Source organism: Microcoleus sp. B4-C2 (assembly GCF_036705265.1).
In the GTDB taxonomy this organism is placed as follows: domain Bacteria; phylum Cyanobacteriota; class Cyanobacteriia; order Cyanobacteriales; family Microcoleaceae; genus Microcoleus.
The window spans coordinates 42,593-64,658 of record NZ_JAUBUB010000023.1; the positions used below are offsets into that span (position 1 = coordinate 42,593).

General features: G+C 44.7%; 16 protein-coding genes. 8 read left to right on the top strand and 8 right to left on the bottom strand.

Annotation, left to right across the window (positions count from 1 at the left end):
* Window positions 1-182 precede the first annotated feature (182 nt).
* From QUB20_RS10030 to QUB20_RS10050, 5 genes are all read right to left on the bottom strand, one after another.
* A complete protein-coding gene (locus QUB20_RS10030) occupies window positions 183-323 on the bottom strand; it encodes a hypothetical protein (protein WP_333245709.1) in 141 nt (46 codons plus the stop codon).
* A 364-nt stretch (window positions 324-687) separates the two neighbouring features.
* Window positions 688-876 carry a hypothetical protein gene (locus QUB20_RS10035; RefSeq protein WP_333208433.1) on the bottom strand — a complete coding sequence of 63 codons (189 nt, stop codon included), beginning with the start codon at window positions 874-876 and terminating at the stop codon, window positions 688-690.
* A gap of 446 nt (window positions 877-1,322) precedes the next feature.
* Window positions 1,323-2,534 carry a histidine kinase gene (locus QUB20_RS10040; protein ID WP_333241743.1) on the bottom strand — a complete coding sequence of 404 codons (1,212 nt, stop codon included), beginning with the start codon at window positions 2,532-2,534 and terminating at the stop codon, window positions 1,323-1,325.
* Window positions 2,535-2,925: 391 nt separating this feature from the next.
* Window positions 2,926-3,408, bottom strand: coding sequence for a BON domain-containing protein (locus tag QUB20_RS10045; protein WP_333052400.1), 483 nt, complete (start codon window positions 3,406-3,408; stop codon window positions 2,926-2,928).
* Window positions 3,409-3,888: 480 nt separating this feature from the next.
* The gene (locus tag QUB20_RS10050) at window positions 3,889-4,443 is read right to left on the bottom strand and encodes a hypothetical protein (RefSeq protein ID WP_333245706.1); all 555 of its coding nucleotides are present in this window, start codon (window positions 4,441-4,443) and stop codon (window positions 3,889-3,891) included.
* 69 nt (window positions 4,444-4,512) lie between these two features.
* On the opposite strand from QUB20_RS10050, the gene QUB20_RS10055 reads away from it, so the two are divergent.
* Window positions 4,513-5,913: an S-layer homology domain-containing protein gene (locus tag QUB20_RS10055; RefSeq protein ID WP_333245703.1), complete on the top strand. Its 1,401-nt coding sequence runs from the start codon at window positions 4,513-4,515 to the stop codon at window positions 5,911-5,913.
* Between the two features lie 642 nt (window positions 5,914-6,555).
* On the top strand, window positions 6,556-7,590 hold the full coding sequence (locus tag QUB20_RS10060) for a histidine kinase (protein ID WP_333245699.1): 1,035 nt from the start codon (window positions 6,556-6,558) through the stop codon (window positions 7,588-7,590).
* A gap of 195 nt (window positions 7,591-7,785) precedes the next feature.
* Here QUB20_RS10060 and QUB20_RS10065 read toward each other — a convergent pair whose 3' ends face one another.
* Both QUB20_RS10065 and holA read right to left on the bottom strand, forming a co-directional pair.
* On the bottom strand, window positions 7,786-8,775 hold the full coding sequence (locus QUB20_RS10065; RefSeq protein ID WP_333241751.1) for a hypothetical protein: 990 nt from the start codon (window positions 8,773-8,775) through the stop codon (window positions 7,786-7,788).
* A 229-nt stretch (window positions 8,776-9,004) separates the two neighbouring features.
* Complete coding sequence (gene holA / locus QUB20_RS10070; protein WP_333245695.1) at window positions 9,005-9,982, bottom strand: DNA polymerase III subunit delta; 978 nt, start codon at window positions 9,980-9,982, stop codon at window positions 9,005-9,007.
* Between the two features lie 173 nt (window positions 9,983-10,155).
* On the opposite strand from holA, the gene QUB20_RS10075 reads away from it, so the two are divergent.
* The 5 genes from QUB20_RS10075 (at window position 10,156) to QUB20_RS10095 (ending at window position 19,747) form a co-directional block, all read left to right on the top strand.
* Entirely contained in the window at window positions 10,156-10,896 is a 741-nt protein-coding gene (locus QUB20_RS10075) for a DUF1868 domain-containing protein (RefSeq protein ID WP_333241767.1), read from the top strand.
* A gap of 407 nt (window positions 10,897-11,303) precedes the next feature.
* The gene (gene cbiE / locus QUB20_RS10080; RefSeq protein ID WP_333245692.1) at window positions 11,304-12,608 is read left to right on the top strand and encodes a precorrin-6y C5,15-methyltransferase (decarboxylating) subunit CbiE; all 1,305 of its coding nucleotides are present in this window, start codon (window positions 11,304-11,306) and stop codon (window positions 12,606-12,608) included.
* Window positions 12,609-12,979: 371 nt separating this feature from the next.
* Window positions 12,980-13,678: a hypothetical protein gene (locus QUB20_RS10085; RefSeq protein WP_333245689.1), complete on the top strand. Its 699-nt coding sequence runs from the start codon at window positions 12,980-12,982 to the stop codon at window positions 13,676-13,678.
* A gap of 3 nt (window positions 13,679-13,681) precedes the next feature.
* The gene (locus QUB20_RS10090) at window positions 13,682-14,524 is read left to right on the top strand and encodes a DUF1822 family protein (protein WP_333245686.1); all 843 of its coding nucleotides are present in this window, start codon (window positions 13,682-13,684) and stop codon (window positions 14,522-14,524) included.
* A gap of 465 nt (window positions 14,525-14,989) precedes the next feature.
* A complete protein-coding gene (locus QUB20_RS10095) occupies window positions 14,990-19,747 on the top strand; it encodes a CHAT domain-containing tetratricopeptide repeat protein (RefSeq protein WP_333245683.1) in 4,758 nt (1,585 codons plus the stop codon).
* A 9-nt stretch (window positions 19,748-19,756) separates the two neighbouring features.
* Here the strand turns inward: QUB20_RS10095 and QUB20_RS10100 are convergent, their stop codons facing one another.
* On the bottom strand, window positions 19,757-21,535 hold the full coding sequence (locus QUB20_RS10100; protein WP_333245681.1) for an SWIM zinc finger domain-containing protein: 1,779 nt from the start codon (window positions 21,533-21,535) through the stop codon (window positions 19,757-19,759).
* 263 nt (window positions 21,536-21,798) lie between these two features.
* Here QUB20_RS10100 and QUB20_RS10105 point away from each other — a divergent pair, with 263 nt between their 5' ends.
* Window positions 21,799-21,996 carry a hypothetical protein gene (locus QUB20_RS10105; protein WP_333154971.1) on the top strand — a complete coding sequence of 66 codons (198 nt, stop codon included), beginning with the start codon at window positions 21,799-21,801 and terminating at the stop codon, window positions 21,994-21,996.
* Window positions 21,997-22,066 lie beyond the last annotated feature (70 nt).

Sequence of the window (22,066 nt, forward strand, 5' to 3'; positions counted from 1 at the left end):
AATAAACCGGGTTCTGGTATAATCTGAGGTTGGCTAGCGCGGAAGTTATGAAAAAATCGCGTTTCTCGCCGCCTGTAAGTCCTGTAAGTATTATTCGGCTAGTAATTATTTAGCCGTTGATGTTAGTTGTTAATTGTTAGTTGTATTTATACTAACTGCTAACCACTAATATTACCTGCTAACTAATTACCAAAATACCGAGAAGTTGTCGATCGCTCTTGTAAAGATAGATCGAATATTTGGGGTATTGCTGGCGGCATCCGCGCCGCATTCTGACCGGAAAAATTGCTGGTACTGGCGATCGAATTTATTAGTGCAATCAAGAAACAAGATATCGGAGCTTCAACCCCAAATGCCTTCTACATAAGTGCCTTCTATCTTCGATCGCCCCTGAAAGCAGAGCTCGGTCAGCTCAGCTAGTTTCACCTCCCCCCACTGTGCTGCGCGCAGCGTGAAACCCAACAGGAAGGCTGTTTCCCTCGGAGTGCTGAGCGAGCAGCAGGCAAAGCAAACAATACGCTGCGCTGAGCCTGAGATTTCGCGAAAAAATTAGCCGCGAGCCATTGTGCTCCCGCGCTGCTGTGCTTGCTGTTAATGTTTACTCGATCCATGAGCGCTTGCGGTTCTAATTTACAGAACACCCGACACCTGACGCGCTCCCGGACATAAAAGCTGTTTCTGGGCTTCTCAAATGTTTCGGTGAGGCATTCCCAGAAAAACTGTATTCCTGTAGCAGGTATTGCCAACGGCAATTCTGCTGCTACAGCTAACTAATGACCAGCCTAAGTCTTGCCCGAAGCCTCCGACAATTATTACTATTCTAATATTTGCCGACCACCGCAGGCATTTCTGGGCGCGCGGGACTGGGTACTTCACCTGTATAAGTTGGTGAAATTAGCCACCCCATAATTAAAGATAGTCGCTCTTTGACTAACTGGGCAATATCTGCTGTAATTTATGTCATCAAATTTGATAATACTGCGGGGTTGGCAATCGAGCTGTAGTGAGTGTTACAGAGTAAAAAACTGCTGCTGATTTAGGCTATAAAAATTAAGGGAGCCCATCGCTCCTCCGGCGCAAAGCCCAGCTCACGGATTGAGCCCCTAATCCAAATTAAACTTTTGACAGGGAGCTTTTTTAACTTTCCAGAACAAAACAAAAGCCAGCTTTCAGAGAAAAAGCCGACTTTTGAGATAATTTTACCGACGAAGCGTAAAACCGCTAGCTCGCCACTGTTGCTTGGATCGCTTTCTACAATCCGAGTGCGCGAGTGCGACTACCCTGCAGAAAGTAGAAACCATACCCAAACAAAGTCTGAATGATTAAATCCGACGGTTGCCCGTAACGCCCTGATTGGGATCGTAAATACCAGGCGTAGTATCAACCCCTGGAGTGCCCGGTGCGCCGTAATCAGCCCGAGCACTATCGACGCTGGGATTATAGTCGTAGGTGTTCCAATGTTGAATACCTCCGCGGCTCAGAATGCTTTCGGCTTTAGCGACTTCTGCTTCGCTGCCGTCAACCAGTACCAAGTAATCTCCTTTCGCCACGCGATCGTTGTATACTTTAGCTTCCTCTTCGGGAATTCCCATACCGACTAAAGCTCCGATCAAGCCCCCTGCTGCCGCACCCAAAGCTGTACCGGCAAGTGTAGTGGCGATCGCCGTAGCTGAGGCTCCTGCCAGCATAATCGGCCCGATGCCCGGAATTGCCACTAGGCCCAGACCTACCAACAAGCCTGTCAAACCGCCCAAAGTGCCACCTGTGAGGGCGCCTTTTGTGGCCCCTTCATCGGCCTTGTTGTCCGTGCTGTCGTGCACGTCAATGCCTGCGATGTCGCCCTTGGAGTCAGCATCCTTAGCGATGACCGAAACCCGATTCATGTCGAAACCGGCAGTTCTCAGTTCTCCCAGTGCGTGTTCCGTCTCGCGGCGGGTGGAAAATACTCCCACGGCGCGCTTCTGGCGACCCGAAGCTCTGCGGCCGGTGTCTGCTGGCACATCGTAAATGCCCCAATCCTGAATGCCCCGCACAGTCATAATTCCTTCGGCTGTGGCAAGTTCGGCATCTGTTCCTTCTACGAATACCAAATATTCTCCGCGCGAGACGCGATCGTTATAAGCTTTAGCTTTATCTTCGGGAACTCCCAAACCGACCAAACCGCCGACCAAACCGCCTGCTGCAGCCCCAATCGCGCCTCCGACTACAGTATCTGCCAGCAGAGTTGCGATCGCACCCCCCGCCATCACCGGGCCAACTCCCGGAATCGCTAGCGCTCCAATGCTTCCGAGTAACCCAATCAAACCGCCCGTCACTACTCCCGCTGTCGCCCCTGCTTTGGCGCCACCACCGACTTTCTCGTCGGTACTCTTACCAGCGCTAGCGCCCGCAATTTCGCTGTTATCTAGCTTTTCCCCAACTACCGAAACTTTATTCATCGGAAACCCGGTACTTTGCAGCTCCATCAGGGCTAGTTCCGTATCTCGGTAATTAGAAAATGCTCCTACAGCTCGCTTGTGTTGACCTAAAGCCATTTTTTTTCTCCTGAAAAATATACTACTTTTACACAACCACAGAATTTATGCTCTGCCATCAATCACATTTAGTCATTTTTTCCCAACAATTTTCATCGGTCGCTGGGAATAACTTCCCACTCTATCTTCAGGTTGGTTTCCCACTAATTGTCCGGGATGGGAAATCGGAAATTGGGAAGGGGAAGTTGCAGGTATTGCGTGAGTTTTGAATGGGTGAATTTAAAATTCAATTTAAACTCTTTCACTTTAAAACCCAGCTCTCCCTAGAGAGTCACCTAAGCCTTGTAATCTGCTCCGCAAGCAATCTTACAATGCCAAACTTTACCCTCTTCCCTCAGACTTCTCTCCTACTAGATAACTATATCTTTCCCTCGGACTTCTTCCGGCTCATTTATTGATTGCTGCTAGGCGATGCGGGTGCAGCAGGGGCGACAACAGCCGTAACATTCACATCTTTGACACCCTTAATCTCTTTAGCTAGCGGCTCAATTTTAGCTAGATCAGTTTGATTGGGAACTGTGCCACCTACGGTGACAAGCCCGTCTTTGGCCTCCACAGTTAGCTGACCTTTAGTGATGTTTACTTCTAACTTGGAGCGCACTTCACTTTGGAGGTCGCCATCGGCTCTTATGGCATCGCCTCCCGTCACATTGTTGCGCTGTTCTCTGGCCCTAATATCAGAATTTGCTTGGTTTTGGCGAATCTGGCTAGTGGCGTCACCCTGAGTTTTTTGAACTGTCTCGGCTGGGGGCGGGCTAGTGGTATTTCCTGTGGCCGAATTAGGAGCATCAGCGCTCGTTTTAGCCACGTCGCTGCAAGCAGCACCTCCAAATAATAGGATGCCGCTGAGGAGAATTGGTGTTAATTTGTTCATAATAGGTTAATACCCTCCGGGTAAGCTTTCTATGAGGCTGACTTAGTTGAGCCAGATGGGAGCGAGATGGAGCAAGACAGCATCTTTGTTTGTGCTTTCTGGTTTGTGCTTTCTGCAATTTAAAAATCCTTATATCAAATATATAAACTTGAGCAAGTATCTACATCGCTCCACGGGTGTAAAATTTATCTATGTCGTTAGATAGAGTACAAAAAATACCATAAGGTATTAAGTCAAATTTAGCGTAATTTAGTTCTGACTACATTCTTCCTCAAAAACGCGGTTGATGGGAATCTTTTTTGTTGCCCAAGTCAAGATTTTCCTGAACACCCAGTTGCCAAGCATAAGTTTTATTAATAAATTAGATAACCGCTCCCCACTCGTTTTTCTCTCTTTCCTGGAATCTGTGACTTATTCCTTCAACATTTCTCCGTTAAATCCGTTAAATATCGTACACTACCCATTACCCAACTTCCTGCTTCAAAATAAACGAAAAGAGTCGAGAAATTTTTGAGCATTTTCGGGTTCTGAGGTACTGGCTACCAGCCCATAAACGCGCGTTTCTACCAAAAAAACTTGACCTACACCTACAGGTTCAGTAGGGGAAAGTGGCTGAAACTCAAACTCTTTTCCCGGATAGCCTCCGAGGGAAATATCCCGCACTTGCAAGACTTTAGCATTCGCCCCTACGACGAAAAAATCAACTGCACTATTTAAAGTGATTCTGATATTATTGATATTATTGTTAGTCAGGCGAAAATCTAGGTCAAAGTATTGAAGCAAATAAGTTTCTTTGTTTTTTAAGTTCGATCGGTATGTATGAGCAATAATTTGATTTGAAAAAATTTCATAATTAATTTTGGGATTTGCCGGCATATCGATCGCAAACTGACCCATCGCTGAGCAAAATGGCTGCCACTCTGGCATCTGAATGGCTGTCCGCAGCGGGGCTGGTTGAGATGCAGCAGGACGGGCAAACTTGACAGGGTATGAAAGTAATGTAGCAGTAACTAGAAGTAAATACAGAAATTTCATTTGGGTAATAAATATATTTGCCCGATCGATCTGCGCTAGCCTAGAAATATATCCGCAAAGGGGGGATTTATGCTGAATATTATATTTACTCAACGGCGAGGCAACTCTCAAGGACGCTCTAAAATCACTAAAACCAATAAAACTAATATACTCGCTGCTGTAAATACTTGGCTGGCTGTGTGTCTGCTGGCTGCTGTCACAGGTTGTGCAAACAGCCCCAACAGCAAGGCACTTGAAGAATCTTTAGCCGCCGATCCGAAATTAAAACAAAATCCAGTGGTTTTCTCTTCCCCGCCACCAGCGACAACAATTGAGACAAACTCTATCGCCAAACTTCCTCCCGATTTCCCGACAGAGATTCCACTCTATCCTAATGCTGAGTTAATCGAAGTTAGTGGGCAAACCGATCCGTCGCAAAAAAATGTGCGGCTGCGCTGGGAAAGCACAGATCCTGTTAATTCCGTTGGGAACTTTTACTCTACAGAGTTTGGGCGTCGCAACTGGGAAATAGTCAGCCGCCCCACCGCCGAGGGACAAGGTTCTTTGGTAGCAACGCGAGATAATTTACGGGTAACAGTGTCGCTTTCTCCTACTCAGAAAGTAGGGGGTTCTACAGAATTTGCGATCGACTACAGCAAAGAAAGCCCCGAAATTGCAGCCAGTCCCCAACCTAATAATTCCGAGTCTAGCGCATCTCCATCCGCTTCACCAACTCCCTCTAATTCAGAGGGAACTACTCCAACACCATCTGCATCGCCAAAATCAGCACAAGTTAGCCAACTAGACACCCAAATTCCTCAACAGTTGCGGCAGTTTGTGGCAGATTTAAGTCAGTTGGAAGTGCTAAAAGTGCGAACTACAGAAAGCGCTAATTTAGAAACTGCCAGCAGTTTACCCAAACCCAACAAAATTGTCACTCGCCGCGAATACGCCCGCTGGTTAGTAGCAGCTAACAACCAGATTTATGCTAGCCGTCAAGCCAAACAAATTAGATTAGCAGTAGACTCTAGCGAACCAGCCTTTTCTGACGTACCCAAAACTGACCCGGATTTTTCAGCAATTCAAGGTTTAGCAGAAGCCGGTGTAATTCCGAGTTCGCTTTCTGGAGAAACTAAAGATGTGAAATTTCGCCCGGATGCACCTTTAACTCGCGAAACAATGATTCTCTGGAAAGTGCCTTTAGATAGTCGTCAAGTTTTACCGACAGCTAACATTGACGGGGTGAAAGAAAAGTGGGGTTTTCAAGATGCTTCTAAGATTGATTCCCAGGCGTCGCGGGCAGTTTTAGCTGATTTTAACAATGGAGATTTGGCGAATATTCGCCGCGTCTTTGGTTTTACTACTCTGTTTCAGCCTAAGAAATCAGTGACTCGCGCCGAAGCTGCTGCTAGTTTGTGGTATTTTGGCGTTCAAGATCAGGGATTGTCTGCTAAAGATGCCCTAGAAGCAAAGTCTCCACCTGCTGAGTAGAGTTGTTTGGCGTGGTTAAAAGTTTTGAACACAGCATCTACTTACCAATACCCAAGAAACCGGGTTTTTTCTCTGTAAGCAAACCCGGCTTCTGCGTCCAAGACTGACGAAATTGTACCAATTTTTGATTAATCGGCGTGCGATCGCCCCCCACAAAAATTGCAGCTTGAGTTTCTAGGATTTCTGTGAATATGGCTGACCCAGAAACCGACTTTTATCTACGAAAATGCCCAATACAACGCGAGGCATATCCGCTGAAAAACCTTGTTTTTTTAATTTCTATGGGCGAGTCATCGTCAAAACTTATTCCATAAATTATACATCGGCTTTTCTGTCCTTGTGGCCTACCCTAGGGGATAGATTTTTTTTAAATCTTAATTTCTGTATCCTGGCATACAACCGCTGCATTTGGCGGGCAAATTTTCTACATATTTTAACTAATATCGTTTCCGGTTGTATCGGAATGATTTAACCGCAGAGGGCGCAGAGAACGCAGAGGGAGAGAATACAGAGAGGAATAATTCCGATGCTACCGGATTTGATATAACACGTTGTTCAAAACTCTCAGTAGGATTCCGGATGGCTTAGCGGCCTTAACGATAAATGAAATACAGTGTTTGAGCTCTTGGAGAGCATTTTTTAATGTACGATATTACCTTATTTACCCCGCAAGACATGGCGAAATGCAGCTTAGTCCTGCGCCAGTTCGGTAGAAATACTGCTAGTATGGAAGCCAGCAGCCAGAAGATTGTTAACTATATTTACCGACATTTTTGCGATTCGCAAACTGGAGAAAATACCTGTGCTTTAGTGCGTTTGTTCAAAACTCATCCCTACGGGGAGTTAGAAGACTCATTGCAACAATCCGCGCGCCGCTTGATGAAGGGCAATTCCCCCGCCGCCGACATGAAATGTTGGACTCTGCTAGCAGCCGCAGGCACAGAACCGCAGTGGAATTCTCGGCACACCGCAGCAGACAATACAGCTATTCCATTAGTTAGCACAAGATTAGTGGCTCAAATGCCGGCGATTTCGGAAATAATCCGGCAGTTTGGTTTAGACATTCCTACATTCCTCGGAATAGAGCGAGAAAGGTTCCTGCAATTAGAACCCGCAGTATTAAATATTTTTCACGTATCAGAGGCAAAAGGCAGCCCCTTTATTCCTGAGCAAAATTCTTTAATTATCCCCTACCACGTCAAGTCTGTCTTGGCATTTGGGGGACTTCTGCCGTCAGGAAGTGTGTTTGCGGTAGTGATGTTCCTCAAAGTTAAAATTCCCCAAAGCACGGCTGAAATGTTTAAAGATTTGGCACTTAGTGTCAAAACCGCATTATCCATGCCCGAAAAAAAAAGTGTTTTTGACTATTCAGAAAATTCTAAAATTTTTGTTACTAATAACAATCTTGCCGAAACCCAATTACTTGAATATCAGGTGGCTGATCTGATTCAATTGCTGGACTTTTCAGAACAAGAAATGCTCAGACAAGCCGCTCGGTTTCAAGAGACAATTGACAATTTACAGCGCGAAATTGCCGAGTACAAAAATAAGGAAGAAGCTTTCAAAGTAAGCCAAAATTCATTTACAGGCATCCTCAATATTCCCAAAGATGCTATTGTGCGCGTAGATAAAAATCAAGGAATTCAGCGTTTTAATCAAGGGGAAGAACAAATTTAAACTAAGCTCTGTGTTAGCAACCAGGCTGACGGGGTTGTAACCCCGTCAGAGCAATAGGTAAAGTTAAATGAAATTTTAATAAAATTGAAAAAAGTCAAAAGTAAGAAAGCTTTCAGTAAAAACAAGTTTTTTTACTTTTGGCTTTTGACTTTTGACTTTTAGCACATCGAGTATTCAACTCAAAACTCAAAACTCTTAAGGCGCTGCTGCTGCCCTGCGGTTGGCAACAATCAGGTTAGCCTGATATTCTGCCGCTTTTTGCTGAGCCTTTTGATAGTTAGGGCTGGTTGACGGTACGGCTCTCATGAGCTTAACCGCTTGTTGCCACTGGCTTGCTACTGCGATCCACTCATTTTGAGACTGAGCCGTCTGGGCCGAAATTGCTGCCTTCTGAGCTGTGTTAACGGCTTCTCTCCAAGAGTCAGGCTTAGGCGCGGCGGCTTTTGGTGCAGGTGAGGCTGGAGCTGGGCTTGCTGGCGCTGTAGCAGTGGGATCGGGTTTTGGTGCAGGGGAGGCTGCCTGTGGGGTGCCCGGAGATGCGGCGGTCGAGGATGCAGCGGCTTTAGAAGGGGGAGATGCGGGTTTCGGGGAAGGGGAAGCAGCTTCGGGGGCGATGGGTTCTGGGTTAGAGTCGCCGAAGGGGAAAGTTTTAGTAAAGAAAAGCCCTGCGATCGCCACCAGAGGTACTAAGATACCCACAGGTATTACCCATTTGGGAAATTGTTTTTTCGGAGGCGGGGCTTGATCTTCGTATTCGTCTTCGTCTTCCTCGTCGTCATCTCGATCGAATTCTCCTTCTTGATAATAGTCTTCTTCTTCGGGCTCGACATCACCTAAACCTACAGAGTCGTCAGGCATTCCACTATCCAAGGGGTAAGGCATGGAATTTGCAGGCATCAGATCAATTTCATCTTCCCACGCAGGCTCACCGTCACCTGTTCGACGCCCGTAAACCTTTACAGTGTGAATTGATTCGAGTCCCAGCTTCGTCATGCCGGTGCGGATGAAATCGACCAATACCATTTGATCCGGTACTTTGTCTGCCTCCAGAATTATGTGGAGGCAGCCGTTGTCCCGCGTCACATCGGCGTTGATGCCTTTGGGTTTGAGTGTACGGTTGATGCTAGATGCGATCGCTTTTGGATCGCCTTGCTTGAGCAGTTCCCGCGGGTTCTGTTGTGTCATGGGTAGCGCTCTTTTTTTGGGGGGGGTGGAGAGCCGGCAAATAATATTAACCGATCGGCATTCGGCGGACAATATTTATTTACCACATTAACTTCTACTTTGGCATTCTGAGAGTATTTCTAGTATCTATTGACCTTTTGGCCTGCGATCGGGCATCAAGCACATAGCCACTATCGAAATTTGTTGTAAAAATTTACAGTAAGGGGTCGCTCCTGTGCCCTGTCGCGCATCAGCGAAACAAGCTAGAAAGTTCTATAACTTTGGTTTGCAGGGTTGAGATTTCTTCCCGGCCCCGCTTTAAAGAAGCTTCTAAGTCTAGCAGCAAGGGCAAACTTTTTTGCAGTTTTTCTAAGCTGGCGTTCTTGACTTCTTGACGAAAATAGTATACTCGTTTCGGATTGCCTAGTTCTAGAGCTTGAGCAATTTTATCATCGCGATCGCCCGCTTGGATCATTGCCTTTACCCACAGCCAAATCCGAAACTTACCAGTCAAGCCAGCCACTATCCTCAAACCAGGCTCGCTGCGGCCAGTTAAGCCGGCCAATAAATCCAAAGCGGCGGAGGTATTGCCCTCGCGAATCGCATCGGCTAGCTGGAAGGTATTTTGGGCGTGACAGTGCACCAGTGCCGCAACTTCCTCCGGGTTCAGAGGTTGGCTGCGGTTGCCCGCAAACAGCAGCAATTTTTCGAGTTCGCTGTATAGCTGGCGGGTATCGCTGCCGATGGATTCGGCCAAAAGTTCGATCGCTGTGGCGGTCAATTTTACATTCATTTCGCCGGCGACTTGGCGCACCCGCTGGGCTAATTCTTTCTCATTCCAAGGCGGAATCGGTGAAAATTCCCGCACTTGGGCGGACTTGAAGAGTAACTTGGTAGATTTGAGCCGGCTGTCGGGTTTTTTGACGGATGTCAGCAGCAGCACGGTGGTAGGGGGAATCACCGGCAGCGTCCGTTCAAATTGCGCTAACAGTTCAGGAGAGCACTGCTGCGTTACAGTCGTATTTGCCAGCCAGACAAAACGGCTGCCGGTACCGAAGGGGGGCGTTAAGGCTCGATCGAGCCCTTCGACCACAGATCCGGCGGAATCGGCAATAATTTTGTCATAGTTAAAACTAGCCCAGTTGGGGTCGAGGACTGTTTGGCGCAAACTTGTCACAGCCTGCGCCATCGCAAAGTCGTCTTCCCCCCAAAACAGGTAAATTTGCATAAACGCTCACTAGCCAAAAAAATCAGAGTTGCAGGCGAGGCTTGTCCAACATATCCTGAATAGGGCTGTTGGAAGCCCGCGCCATAATATAAAATTTGGTGTGGGAGTATGTCACCGCGAGGAAATCAAGATTGGATGATACTTATCAAGCTTACGTAAATCGGGTGGCGCGAATGACGCTGCTGGACTCCTACAAGTCCCAGGTGGAACACATTCAGGAATCTCCAAAATTTAAGCCCGACGAAGCAGGCCGGAGAAATCCTGTACCTTTTCCAGGTTATTCGGTGATTACGCCCCCTGCGGGGGAAGATGCAGAAAATGCTGCATTGTATAGTAATTTGCACTCGATCCAACAACGGCTATTGCAGGAAATAGCGGAAGGTGCGATCGTGGCACTGCCTCCTGATACCTTCCATTTAACCGTAGCCGATTTGATTTGGAGCAGCGCTTTTCGAGATGCCTCTGATAAAAATCCCGAATTTGAGGAGCAACTGCGCTCGCGCATGGCCGATCGTTTTGCCGCCTGTAAACCCTTGGCGGGCGGCGCTCCCATTCGCTGGATAGTGCTGGGGTTGATGGTGATGACTAGAGCTGTGGGTGTTTGTTTGGCACCGACGGACGAAAACTCTTACAAGCAAATTCTGGAGTTTCGCCGATCGATCTATCAAAATCCCGATTTAATGGCTTTGGGAATTGAACAGCAATATCATTTCACGGCACACATTACTCTGGGTTATTTTGGGGACATCGGGCCGAACCTTGACCGCGCTCGCTTGTGCGCTTTGCTGTCAGAGTTAAACGAGCAATGGCTGGACACGCCGCAAGAACTGTCCGTAAACCGAGTGGAACTGCGGAAGTTTGACGACATGACCACCTATCTCCGGCAACCGGAATGGCCTGTTTTTGAGTTTTAACGAAGGAAGAAGGAAGAGGGAAGAAGGAAGAGGGAAGAAGGAAGAAGGAAGAGGGAAGAAGGAAGAAGGAAGATTTTTTCCCATCTCCCACTCTTCCCATCTCCCACTCTTCCCATCTCCCACTCTTTCGCCCCCTCTCCCCCTCTCCCCTGTGACAATAGTCAGGATATTGGCTATTAAGGGATCAGAATTAAATAAAATCCACTTTTCATGACTGTTGTGGGATGGGCGTCCCGCCCGTCTATCGGGGACGGGCGGGACGCCCATCCCACAAGAAAAAAGGGAAATTATTTAATTGACGATCCTAAATGCTTTAATTATTTTTGTTTGACATTAAAGTCAAGGAAACAATTTATGAAAAACCAGGAAAAATCAGTAATTCTGGTTTTTTACTTTTTGCTTAAAAAGTGACAGTACACGTTGTTGGTATAGGTTTAGATGGAGCTGCGGGGCTGAGCGAATCGGCGCGGCAGGTTGTAGAAATGGCCGCTTTGCTCATAGGGAGCGATCGCCATTTGAGCTATTTTCCCCAGCACGACGGAGAGCGCTGGGCGTTGGAAGATTTGACCGAAGCAATTCTGGAAATTCGGCGCTGGTGGGCGACTGAACCGGAATTAGAACCCTCTGCAGGGACGGTGGAACCCCGCGATCGACCGATCGTAATTTTAGTGGCCGGCGACCCGCTGTTCTACGGCTGGGGAAAGTTGTTAATTGCCCAATTGCCTGCAGAAAAATTGACTTTTCACCCCCATGTCAGTTCTGTGCAGTTGGCTTTTAACCGCTTGAGAATCCCTTGGCAAGATGCTCATTGTGTAGGCTCTCAAGGACGCTATTTTGAGGAGCTGACGGCGAAGCTGAAGCTCGGTGTGGAGAAGATTGCGGTGCTGGCGGACGAAGCTCATACTCCGGCTTTACTGGCAAGTTTGGTGAAAGCTCTAGATTTGCCGACACGCTACAAGTTTTGGGTTTGCGAAAATTTGGGGGCTGCCGAGGAACGGGTAAGCCCCAAGTCTCTGGAAGCTTTGCTGGGAGAGTCTTTTGCACCGCTGAGCGTGGTGGTGATGCTGCGGGAACCCCCGCCGGGGACGGAACCTTTGGATTTGGAAAAGTTGCCTTTGTTGGGAATACCGGATGCAGCTTTTATCGGTTGTGGAGATAAGCCGGGTTTGACGGTTGAACGGGAAGTGCGGGTGTTGGTTTTGGCACAATTGGCTTTGCAACCGGGACAAGTTGTCTGGGATGTGGGTGCTGGTAACGGTTCTGTGTCGATCGAGATTGCTCGTTTATTCCCGCAGTCTGAGGTTTATGCGATCGAAAAAACGGTTTTTGGCACTTCTGCGATCGAGTTCAACTATGGCCGTTTTGGGCTGCAAAATGTGTTCTCGATTCACGGAACCGCCCCGGAAATCTTGCACCGCTTGCGTCCTCCGCACCGGATTTTTATTGGCGGTAGTGGGGGAGGGTTGACTAAAATTTTGGGCGTTTGCGCGCTGCGGCTGCTCCCTGGAGGCTCGATCGTGTTGGCTTTGGATGCTTTTGAGGATATTGCTACTGTTTTGAGCTGGATGGGCGATCGGGTGCGCCGGGAACCGCACTGGAGTTACCGAATCGTGCAAGTGCAGTTGTCGCGTTCTGTGGCTGGGGGGAATTCAACTCGTTTTGATGCGTTGCGGCCAGTTTCGATTGTGACGATCGATCGACACTTGAATTAATCTGAAATCTGTGATATTCGCGCTTCATCGTCGGGCGTACAATCGAGTCAACATTCAACACTCAACCATCATTCAGTTTTGCGACCCCGAATCAACAATTAACAGTCATGAGGAGTGAAAACCGCAATTGATATAATATCCTGTCCGGTCGAGCGATCGGGATTTTTGTAAGGGCGGGTTCACCAACAATACCTGCCAATAATGGACAATCTCAAAAACCCGCCCCGACCGGGATATTATGGTTAATCGATCGGACACGATCTAACTCTAACTTTCGGGTGCACGCAGAACACAGAGCATCCTCTGGTTAGCGGAGAATCTCCAAGCGGTGCAACAATGAGTTTAGAACTCAAATAATTAATTTAACACCCATGGATCAAATGCTGCGCCAACTAATTGAGGAGGTATGCGAGTATCCCCAAAACAGCTCCCAAAGGCGCAAAGCGATGAACCGATTGCTCGCCGAACTACAGGAACTTCCCGGACTACTGCGATCTGCACATCCCGATTATTTAGACGCCTTAAATAAAACCTGGGTATGGGTGAACAAAAGCATTTGCTCGAACTTCAAGCTTAGCGATCCGAATGTGTCAAGACGACTGCGACAATGGATAAATAGTTACCTAGAGTGGCGCATTAAGGATTTGAATTTACCTTCTCAACCGCCCACCTACAGTTTAGATGCCCTCATAGGAGGCTCAGATACTACAACCGCGTTGCTGGATGTGCTTTCAGAAACAAGTTTTTCCCCTCCTACCCGCAGTGGTTTGGATGGCTATATCGCACTTTTAGAACAAGAAAATTATCAGAATATTATTCAACAGCTAGAACAATACGTCCAAGAAGACCCCGATGGGAAATTTCGCTCCTGTCATCCTAAAAATCATCCAGAGTGTAACTGTCAAGTTCTCACATTAAAGGTGCTGTTTAAAACCACCCCTGACAAGTTTACTGCGATCGCCAAAGAATTTAACATCAACTACCAAACTCTAAAATCACACTGGGAAAGGAACTGTCGCCCCTTGCTCCAAGCGATCGCATTAGAGCTAGGATACACAAGAGAGGATTAAATTATGCAAAGCACAAACCCAACGCTATTGACAGTTCCACTAGGTACTGAGGCTCACCGCACCGCTCGAAAATTTGCGGCCGAGACTCTGCAACTCGCTCCTGAATTGACAAAGCATGAGGCTGCCAAACGAGTTTATGTGAATACTTTAGCAGTTTATGTTGTCTATAGTTACCTCAAATGGCAAGCTTACGAACCCGATTTAATTCAAGGCGATAGTTGGCATCCAGTCGTCCGTGCCCAGTGGGATATTGCTGATTTGGTGTTACCAGGGATGGGTAAATTAGAATGCCGCCCGGTTTGGTTTGGAGAAAGTGCGATCGTAATTCCACCAGCAGCCATAGAAGACAGAATCGGCTATGTAATAGTTGAATTTGGGGAAAATTTAGACTCAGGGAAACTGCTAGGATTTACCCCATCACTGGATAATTCTCCGTTGCCAAGCCAGATCCAGATTGCCCAACTCCAAAACTTAGATGCTCTCATCGATCATCTCTATCGTCTGGAATTAGGAAATCAGTTTTTGACAAGTGACGATCCAGTAGCCGTAGAAGTGCGACAACTCTTAGAAACACAAAATTTTTCAGAAATTATCGCTCAATTAGAGCGCATTTACCGAACTACTAAGCCCATTAAATGGCGCTATGCAGGAGCAGATGTATTAGTCGCTAGTCTTCCTATTAATCCTCATCATCAAATAGTTGAGTCTTCTGCTGAACAACAGGCTTTTATGGGAGAAATTGGTCGAGAAGAAAAAGTTATCTCCGCAGATTTCCACCTCCAACAGTTAGCCCAAAAAATGCTAAATAAATTAGCAGGAATTTGGGAAGTTGAAACAAAAACTTAAATGTTTTTTTTCAAAAAACTGAGAACATACCCATTTTGTAAAAAGCGTTTTTTAGGAATGTGAGTATCATGCTCGCTTGCCTATATATAGCAATCCTAAATGATTATACTCGTTACCAGGCTCTGCCTGGTAACGCATATCCGGAGGCTCTGCCTCCCTTGTCGCAGCCGAGGCAGAGCCTCTGGACATCGGTTCCCAGGCAGAGCTTGGGAACCAGTTAACCAGTTATTGAAACTGATTTAGGATTGCTATATTTGTAACGATACAGATACTTGCACTCCTGTGATCTCAAATCCCCTACCCTTGGAATTAATATTACCCACAGCTTTCGACACGGCGCAGTGCCCCGTCTCCCGAAAATTAATCCGGGTAGGGAAACAGGATTGCTGTCTCCTCTATATCATGTCGCTGGTGCAACCAAACTTGATATAAAACCAAAACTGATATTAAGCCAAAAAATGTAGCATGAAAGAACAGCTCAACTCTGCTTATCGTCACCTAATTGAAATGCTACGTACCTGTCCTGATGGTGAAGAACGAGATATTTTGGATGACTATTCATACCTTCTTAATGAAGGTTTACTAGAGGTGATGGAGGATGTGGCAGATGAGTTATTAGTTGAGGAAAATGAAGAGGGATCTGACTGGCTGCGGAGTGCGGTGGCGAAGATAAAAGACTTAATTCAAATTAGGTCTAAATTAGCTAATTCTGAAGACGTATTAAATTTTTTCATAGAAGTTTTGGCAGCAATTGAAGCAAGTGAAGGAGATGCCGAAGTTGTGTATCCTATTTTAGAGAAAAATTTAGATAAATTAGATGATAATTTTGATTGGTTTTTGCGAAGTTGGGCAACTGACGTTTTAACGAAATTAGAGTCTGAAGAAGCTTACGATATAGCCACTGTAATTGGCACTTTTAGTATTCTTATTCAAGAATTTACTCTGGGCGATTGTGTAAACAATATTGAAATTGCGATCGCGGGATATCAACAAGTAGCGACTGCAATCAATCGAGAAGATTACCACCAGGATTGGTTGATTGCTCAAAACCATTTGGGGTTTGCTTATCAAATTCGCATTGCTGGGAACCGTAGCAGGAATTTAGAAAGGGCAATTAAGTGTTATGAATTAGCTTTACAATGTTGTAATGATACCGATGAACCGCAATTATGGAGTGTAATTCAACATCGCTTAGGTTTAGTTTATTTTGACAGAGTTGAAGGTGATTTAGAAGAAAATCTGGAGAGGGCGATCGCTGCTTTTGAATTAGCATTAAAAGTGTGGAATTGTCAAGAGTCTCCCTTAAAATGGGCGGAAATTCAGCATGATTTAGGTTTGGCTTATCTCCACCGTGTTAAGGGAGATGAATCGGAAAATATAGAACTAGGAATTAAATATTATCAAGCTGCTTTGGCTGTTTATCCAAAAGAGGATAATCCTACAGATTGGGCAAGAATTAAAAATAATTTGGGTCTAGCTTATTATAATCGTATTCAAGGAGAAAAATTAGATAACATTGAAAGGGCGATCGCCACTTTTTACAATGCCTTACAAGTCCGTACTTATACTGATTATCCCATACAGTGGGCAGAAACTCAAGAGAGCTTAGGTAATGCTTATATTACAATTGAAGAGAATCGAGACGACAATCTCCAAAAAGCAATTGAGTGTTATCAAGCAGCTTTAACTGTTTATAGTGCTGAAGACTTCCCCGAACAATCGAGTACGATCCAATTTTGTATGGGAGATGCTTACCGTCAAAAAATAGAAAATCGTGCTGATAATCTTGAGAAAGCGATTGAGTGTTATCAAAGGGCTATACAAATTTGTAATAAAGAAGAATTTCCTGAATTATGGGCTTTGATTCATAATGATTTAGGGGCGACATATCTCACCAGATTCAAGGGAAGTCAAGAACAGAATATAGAATTAGGTAGGAGTTTGATAGAGGCTACTTTACAAGTTTATAATCGTGAGGACTATCCCGACAATTGGGCGAACACTCAAAATAATTTAGGATTTTCCTATTACCTTTCTACAACGGGGAAATATTCCGATAACTTGGAACGGGCAATTGCATATTATGAATTAGGATTACAAGTGTATAATTCAGAGACTTTTACAGAAGTGTGGGGACTGATACAACTTAACTTAGGAGTTGCTTATTTAGAGAGACTAAAAGGAGACATTTCCGAAAATATTGAAGCATCAATTGCTGCTTCTCAAAATGCCTTAACTATTTACGATCCAGAAACTTATTTAGAAAATTGGTTAAAAATCCAGAATAATTTAGGGTATGGCTATCAAAATAGAGTTAAAGGAGAGCGACTTGATAACCTTGAGAAAGCTCTCGGCTATTATAAAATTGCTTTAGATGCTGGCTGTTATAGTCAATTTCCTGAAATTTGGGGTTTGCTCAAGAATAACTTAGGAACTTTTTATTTAAGAAATGCTCAAGGGAATCAAGTTGAAAATGTAGAAGAAGCTATTGTTCTTTATCTTAGCTGTCTTGAATCTTATCAAAAAGCATTTAATCGTAAACAATGGTCGATGATTCAAAATAATGTAGGGATTGCTTACCTCAATCGCAAATCTGGTAGCCGTCTCGAAAATATAGAATTAGCAATCGAAGCTTTTAATAATGCTTTGCAAGTTCGTAATTATGAAAATTATCCCGAACAGTGGGCGGAAACACAACAGCATTTAGGAATTGCTCATAGTGAACGAATTTATGGCGATTCCTTACAAAATTTAGAAAGTGCTATCAAATGTTATGAAAATGCTTTACTAATATATACTCGCTCAGATTTCCCTGAACAGTGGGCAATGCTGCAAAATAATATTGGTAGTGCTTATAGCGAACGTCTGCTAGGAGATGAGGATAATAACTTAGAAATAGCCATTAATTACTATCAAATGGCTTTGCAAGTAAATACCCGTCAAATTAACCCTGAAAATTGGGCAATGATCCAAAATAATTTAGGAAATGCCTATAGGAGTCGCACTATTCAAAATGAAGTTGAAAATTTAGAAATGGCGATTTTTTACTATAAGTCAGCTTTGGAAGTTTATACTCAGAAAGATTTTCCTGAAGATTGGGCTATGGTGCAATTAAACTTAGGTTATGCTTATAGCGATCGCACTCAAGGAAGTTTTGACGAAAATATGAAACTGGCGAGGGACTATTACCAAGCTGCTTTAGAAGTTTATACTCTCAAAGATTTTCCTGAAAATTGGGCAACTGTACAAAATAATTTAGGTTATCTCTACCACAATTTAGAGCAGTTTACCGAAGCAATGCAATACTTTAAGTTAGCATTAAAAGTTAGAACTCCTCAAGCTTTCCCCCAACTTTGTCTGATTTCGGGACAAGTTTTAGGTCAAATTGCCTTCAAATTAGGACTATGGAGAGAAGCCATTGAAGGGTATTGTCTTGCTATTGAAGCTTTAGAACAATTGCGAGTTTGGGCTAATACCGATCGACGCCGCCAAGAAATCTTAGGAGAAGATATATATCTTTATGAACATATTGTGCAAGCATTAGTTAATACGAAAAATTTTTCACAAGCTTTTGAATATGTAGAACGTTCCCGCTCTCGTCGCTTAGTAGATTTAATTGCCAGTAATGACCTTTACTCTCAGGGAGATATACCTTCTGAAGTAGAAGAATATTTAGCAGAATTTGAAGGGATTCAACGACAGATAGATTGCGAACGTTCCGGTTTAAAGAAATCAAGTAAAAAGCAGAAGTTAATTGCAGTTAGAGCTAAGGATCTAATTGATATGGATTGTACACGCAATCGAGCAGCTTTAGAAGCCGTTAGTGAAAATATCCAAGGTTTAGAAAGTGAAAAACAACTAATTTGGGAACAACTAAGACGTTTAGATCCGGTTTTAGCGGGCGAAATTCAAGTCAGTCCCCCTAATTTAACCGCGATTCAAGAACTCATCGATCGCCCTACTACAGCTATACTTGATTTTTACACTACTGAGGAAGATACATATGTATTTGTTTTGCGACAAGCCGAACTAAATTTGTACAAAATAACCAGAAAACGAGGGAAAAACTTACAACAATGGATTCATGAAGGTTGGCTAAAACACTACTTGGAGGCTGGCGATTCAAGTAAATTAATCCAAGAGCAATTACAATGTAAAGCTAAGTGGAGAAATCGAATTCCGCAGTTTTTATCGAAACTTTCCCGCCGCCTGCAAATCGATAACCTGATTCGTCAGTACCTTAATAATATCGAGGAACTGATTATTGTTCCTCACCTTTGCCTACACCAAATTCCTTTTGCTGCTTTACCCTTAGAAAATGGTCAATATTTAGGCGATAAATTTCTAATTCGTTACACTCCTAGTTGTCAAGTTTTAGAATTTTGCCACAAACGTCCACCTGTTAACGATCGACTAATGTATGGTATTGTGGAAGATGCAACGGAAGATTTACCCTGTGCAAGTTTTGAGGGTGAACAAATTGCCAAACTTTATAATATTCGCAATGAACAACACTTACGAGGACGTAGCCAAGCAACGGTCAGCAACTATCGGCAACTTTCTTTACAAGTCCAGGGAATTATCTCTAGCCATCATGCTCAATCTCGCCTTGATAATCCGTTAGAATCCCGACTGCAATTGGCAGATGGTAGCATTACTTTGGGGCAGTTAATGACACCGGGCTGGCGGCTTCCTCATTTAGTTGATGTGTTTTTATCCTGTTGTGAAACAGGGTTAGGAACTACGGAAATTACTGATGATATTTTGACATTATCGACGGGCTTTTTATGTGCAGGGGCTCGGAGTGTGGTGAGCACGCTGTGGGCTGTAGATGATTTAGCAACAGCCTTATTTTCAATTTTTTATCACAAACTTCGGCAGCAAGGAAGTAGCCGCCTAAAAGCCTTGCAGCAAGCACAAAGAAATTTGCGATCGCTCTCTGGATCAGAATTTGTCGCTTGCTATTCTCCCCAACTTGCTGATTTATTAGAACGCAAATTTGAAGAGGCGGAGGGCGATCGCCAGTTTGCAGAAAACCAGCGTAATTCCTATCCAGAAGGTTCTGCCGACTATCTACAATGGCTACAAGAGGAAGAAAAGCGGGCCGAAACAGCAACACGCAATTACAAAACTTTGGAACGACTGGAAATAATTAGTTGCTTAGATTTCCCTTTTGCTGACCCTTTTTATTGGGCCGCTTTCACCTGTTCCGGTTTACGGTAAAATTCAGCCTCAATCTAAATCTGGACTCTTCAGCATCCCCATTAACTTCCGCTTCCGATTGTGTACTTGCATAAGTTGAGAACGATAAGCACACCACTGAAGATTTTGCCCCATTTGTAAATAGGCAGCGCGGGCTTTTTCCAACCACTTAATTGCACGATCGTAGTCCTCTGATTTGCCCTGATCCATAATCGATTCAGCAAGCCGACAAGCATTGGCGATCACCCAATCGGGGCGGTGGGCGATCGCAGCCCCCATTACTCGGTGAACCAGTGCCGATTCGTAGCCACTCAAACCATCAGCAACAGCGATCGCATCTTCAATAAGCCCCTCATAAAGAAAAATATCAACCTGTGCTTCAGAAACTCCCCAACTTCTATCACTTTTCAGAGTTGCTAACAAATTTGCTTTCACAGTTGACCAACGGTCTCCTGCAAACTCCTTCACTAAAAGATAATCGGCAAAGGATGGTTTGATTTGAAATACCCGCATTCTAGAATTTAATGCAACTTCGTTTTCTCCCAATTCAACAGCCAACTCACTCGTCCAAATTGCCAGTTTATAAAGGCAATTGCCTGACAAATTCAACCCAGTTTGAGCAATTTTTAGAGCTTCAGCTTGGGCTTGCTGTGCTTGTAAACTTTGAGCGAGAGCAAAAGCATCTTCCGCTGATTTCATCTGAGTAGCAGCAGCTTCCACTGCTTCTTCTACTCTCCCCAAACGACTTAACATCGTCAAGTATTGTTGAGAGCAGTTTTCTGCTTGCGCTAAGTATAAGTATTCTTGATAGCGTTCCTGGCGATCGAGGATTTGCAAGCGAATTAATGCTAAGTTTTTAGCACATTCTGGTGCGTCATTAGCTCCTATTTCTTGCCCCGTAATATTTCCTTGAAGTACCTCTTGAATTAGGGGGTCATCCCAACCTTGGCGTAATGCTTTCAAGCTGATGCTGAAATCGCAGTCCCATTCATCTTGCCAAGCTTCTAACATCCCCTGAAGATCGATCTCTTCTTCAGCAGTTAGTTCAGCCGTTAAAATGGCTTCTGTCCAAGCTTCATCCAAAGCGTTAGCTATATCAGAACTTTCAGCGCCATATTCTTCTACGTCATCCCAATCTTTAACGCAAGCTGCGGTGATGGCTTGTAAAATTACTAAGGCGTTGTTACCATCTCCCTCTGCAATCAATTCCTGCGCTTGCTGAATCACATCTAAAACTTCTTCTGTAATGGGGTCTTCTTCCCCCCATCCCTCGTCGAAATAACGCACAGCATTTCGCAAAATTTGTCGTACTTGTTGTCGAAAGGGAGCAGGATTAATGGAGGTACGACGGGGTGCTTTAGTAGGTGGCTGTGGAGGCGTAGGAATAGCACTTAAGTTAACGTATCGTTCGATCGGATCGATGAGTGAGGGTTCCTTTTCTACTAAATGTTGTATTAATTGCTGGGTTTGTACATCGTTGAGGCGATCGAGTAATTGTTCCAGTGTGGGGCGCTGCTCAATTATTTGTGGTTGTCGCAGACATAATAACATGGTAGCAACAATATGTTTACACCACCCAACGCGATCGTAAGCACAAGTACAATTTGATGATGCCACATTAGCGTCATCAAATTTTATCGTAATACGGTAAGGTTGCACAGCAGAGCCCTCCACTATTGCTTGCACGATATTGCCACGCAGGACAGCGCTAGTAACATTACCCGCTAAATAGTAAGTTTCACCGCGCTTGAGGGAGGAGGCAGAGGTATTATGCTGGATCGTCGCTTCACTGAGTTTGGGAATCGGCATGAGACTATGCCTGAGCAATTAAAGGATTAGACTTAATTTTACCTCAGAGATGTACTCTGCCTAGGATTTAATTGCCTCTCAATGTAAGATTTACAGAAAATTTAATAGTCCGTAAAGAAAGCACTGAGAAGGTTTGCAGCTTGATGAGGGGAAATTTTTTCTGAAAATTTTGCATAATTGTTTCCCTACCCCCTGGTTAATAATAGAGCGCAGTTGGCCAACTAGCTTCTCCCTTATCCCTTTCTTTGACGGAGAAACGAGCTGTGATACCTATAGTTTCATCTACCCCCCTGACTTTATTAGTAATGGGGGTTCCCAATGCTGCGGGAGAAATCATTGCGAATATAGAGGCAAGTTTAGTATCAGCCGTTGGTAGTTATCCCTTGATGGAAATTGCCCAAGCTGAGCGCAGAACAAAATGCAGTTCTGGAGAGGACGATCCGATAGTTCCTCCGAACTAAGGAATGAGAATTAAATAACTTCCACAAGTTTGTGGGATGGGCGTCCCGCCCGTCCTTTTTGGACGGGCGG

What these genes read in the sequence shown, in the direction of transcription:
- QUB20_RS10040 (WP_333241743.1), bottom strand. Translation starts at nt 2,534, where the DNA reads ATGGCTTTAGGTCAACACAAGCGAGCTGTAGGAGCATTTTCTAATTAC.
- QUB20_RS10045 (WP_333052400.1), bottom strand. Translation starts at nt 3,408, where the DNA reads ATGAACAAATTAACACCAATTCTCCTCAGCGGCATCCTATTATTTGGA.
- QUB20_RS10050 (WP_333245706.1), bottom strand. Translation starts at nt 4,443, where the DNA reads ATGAAATTTCTGTATTTACTTCTAGTTACTGCTACATTACTTTCATAC.
- QUB20_RS10055 (WP_333245703.1), top strand. Translation starts at nt 4,513, where the DNA reads ATGCTGAATATTATATTTACTCAACGGCGAGGCAACTCTCAAGGACGC.
- QUB20_RS10060 (WP_333245699.1), top strand. Translation starts at nt 6,556, where the DNA reads ATGTACGATATTACCTTATTTACCCCGCAAGACATGGCGAAATGCAGC.
- QUB20_RS10065 (WP_333241751.1), bottom strand. Translation starts at nt 8,775, where the DNA reads ATGACACAACAGAACCCGCGGGAACTGCTCAAGCAAGGCGATCCAAAA.
- holA (WP_333245695.1), bottom strand. Translation starts at nt 9,982, where the DNA reads ATGCAAATTTACCTGTTTTGGGGGGAAGACGACTTTGCGATGGCGCAG.
- QUB20_RS10075 (WP_333241767.1), top strand. Translation starts at nt 10,156, where the DNA reads ATGACGCTGCTGGACTCCTACAAGTCCCAGGTGGAACACATTCAGGAA.
- QUB20_RS10085 (WP_333245689.1), top strand. Translation starts at nt 12,980, where the DNA reads ATGGATCAAATGCTGCGCCAACTAATTGAGGAGGTATGCGAGTATCCC.
- QUB20_RS10090 (WP_333245686.1), top strand. Translation starts at nt 13,682, where the DNA reads ATGCAAAGCACAAACCCAACGCTATTGACAGTTCCACTAGGTACTGAG.
- QUB20_RS10095 (WP_333245683.1), top strand. Translation starts at nt 14,990, where the DNA reads ATGAAAGAACAGCTCAACTCTGCTTATCGTCACCTAATTGAAATGCTA.
- QUB20_RS10100 (WP_333245681.1), bottom strand. Translation starts at nt 21,535, where the DNA reads ATGCCGATTCCCAAACTCAGTGAAGCGACGATCCAGCATAATACCTCT.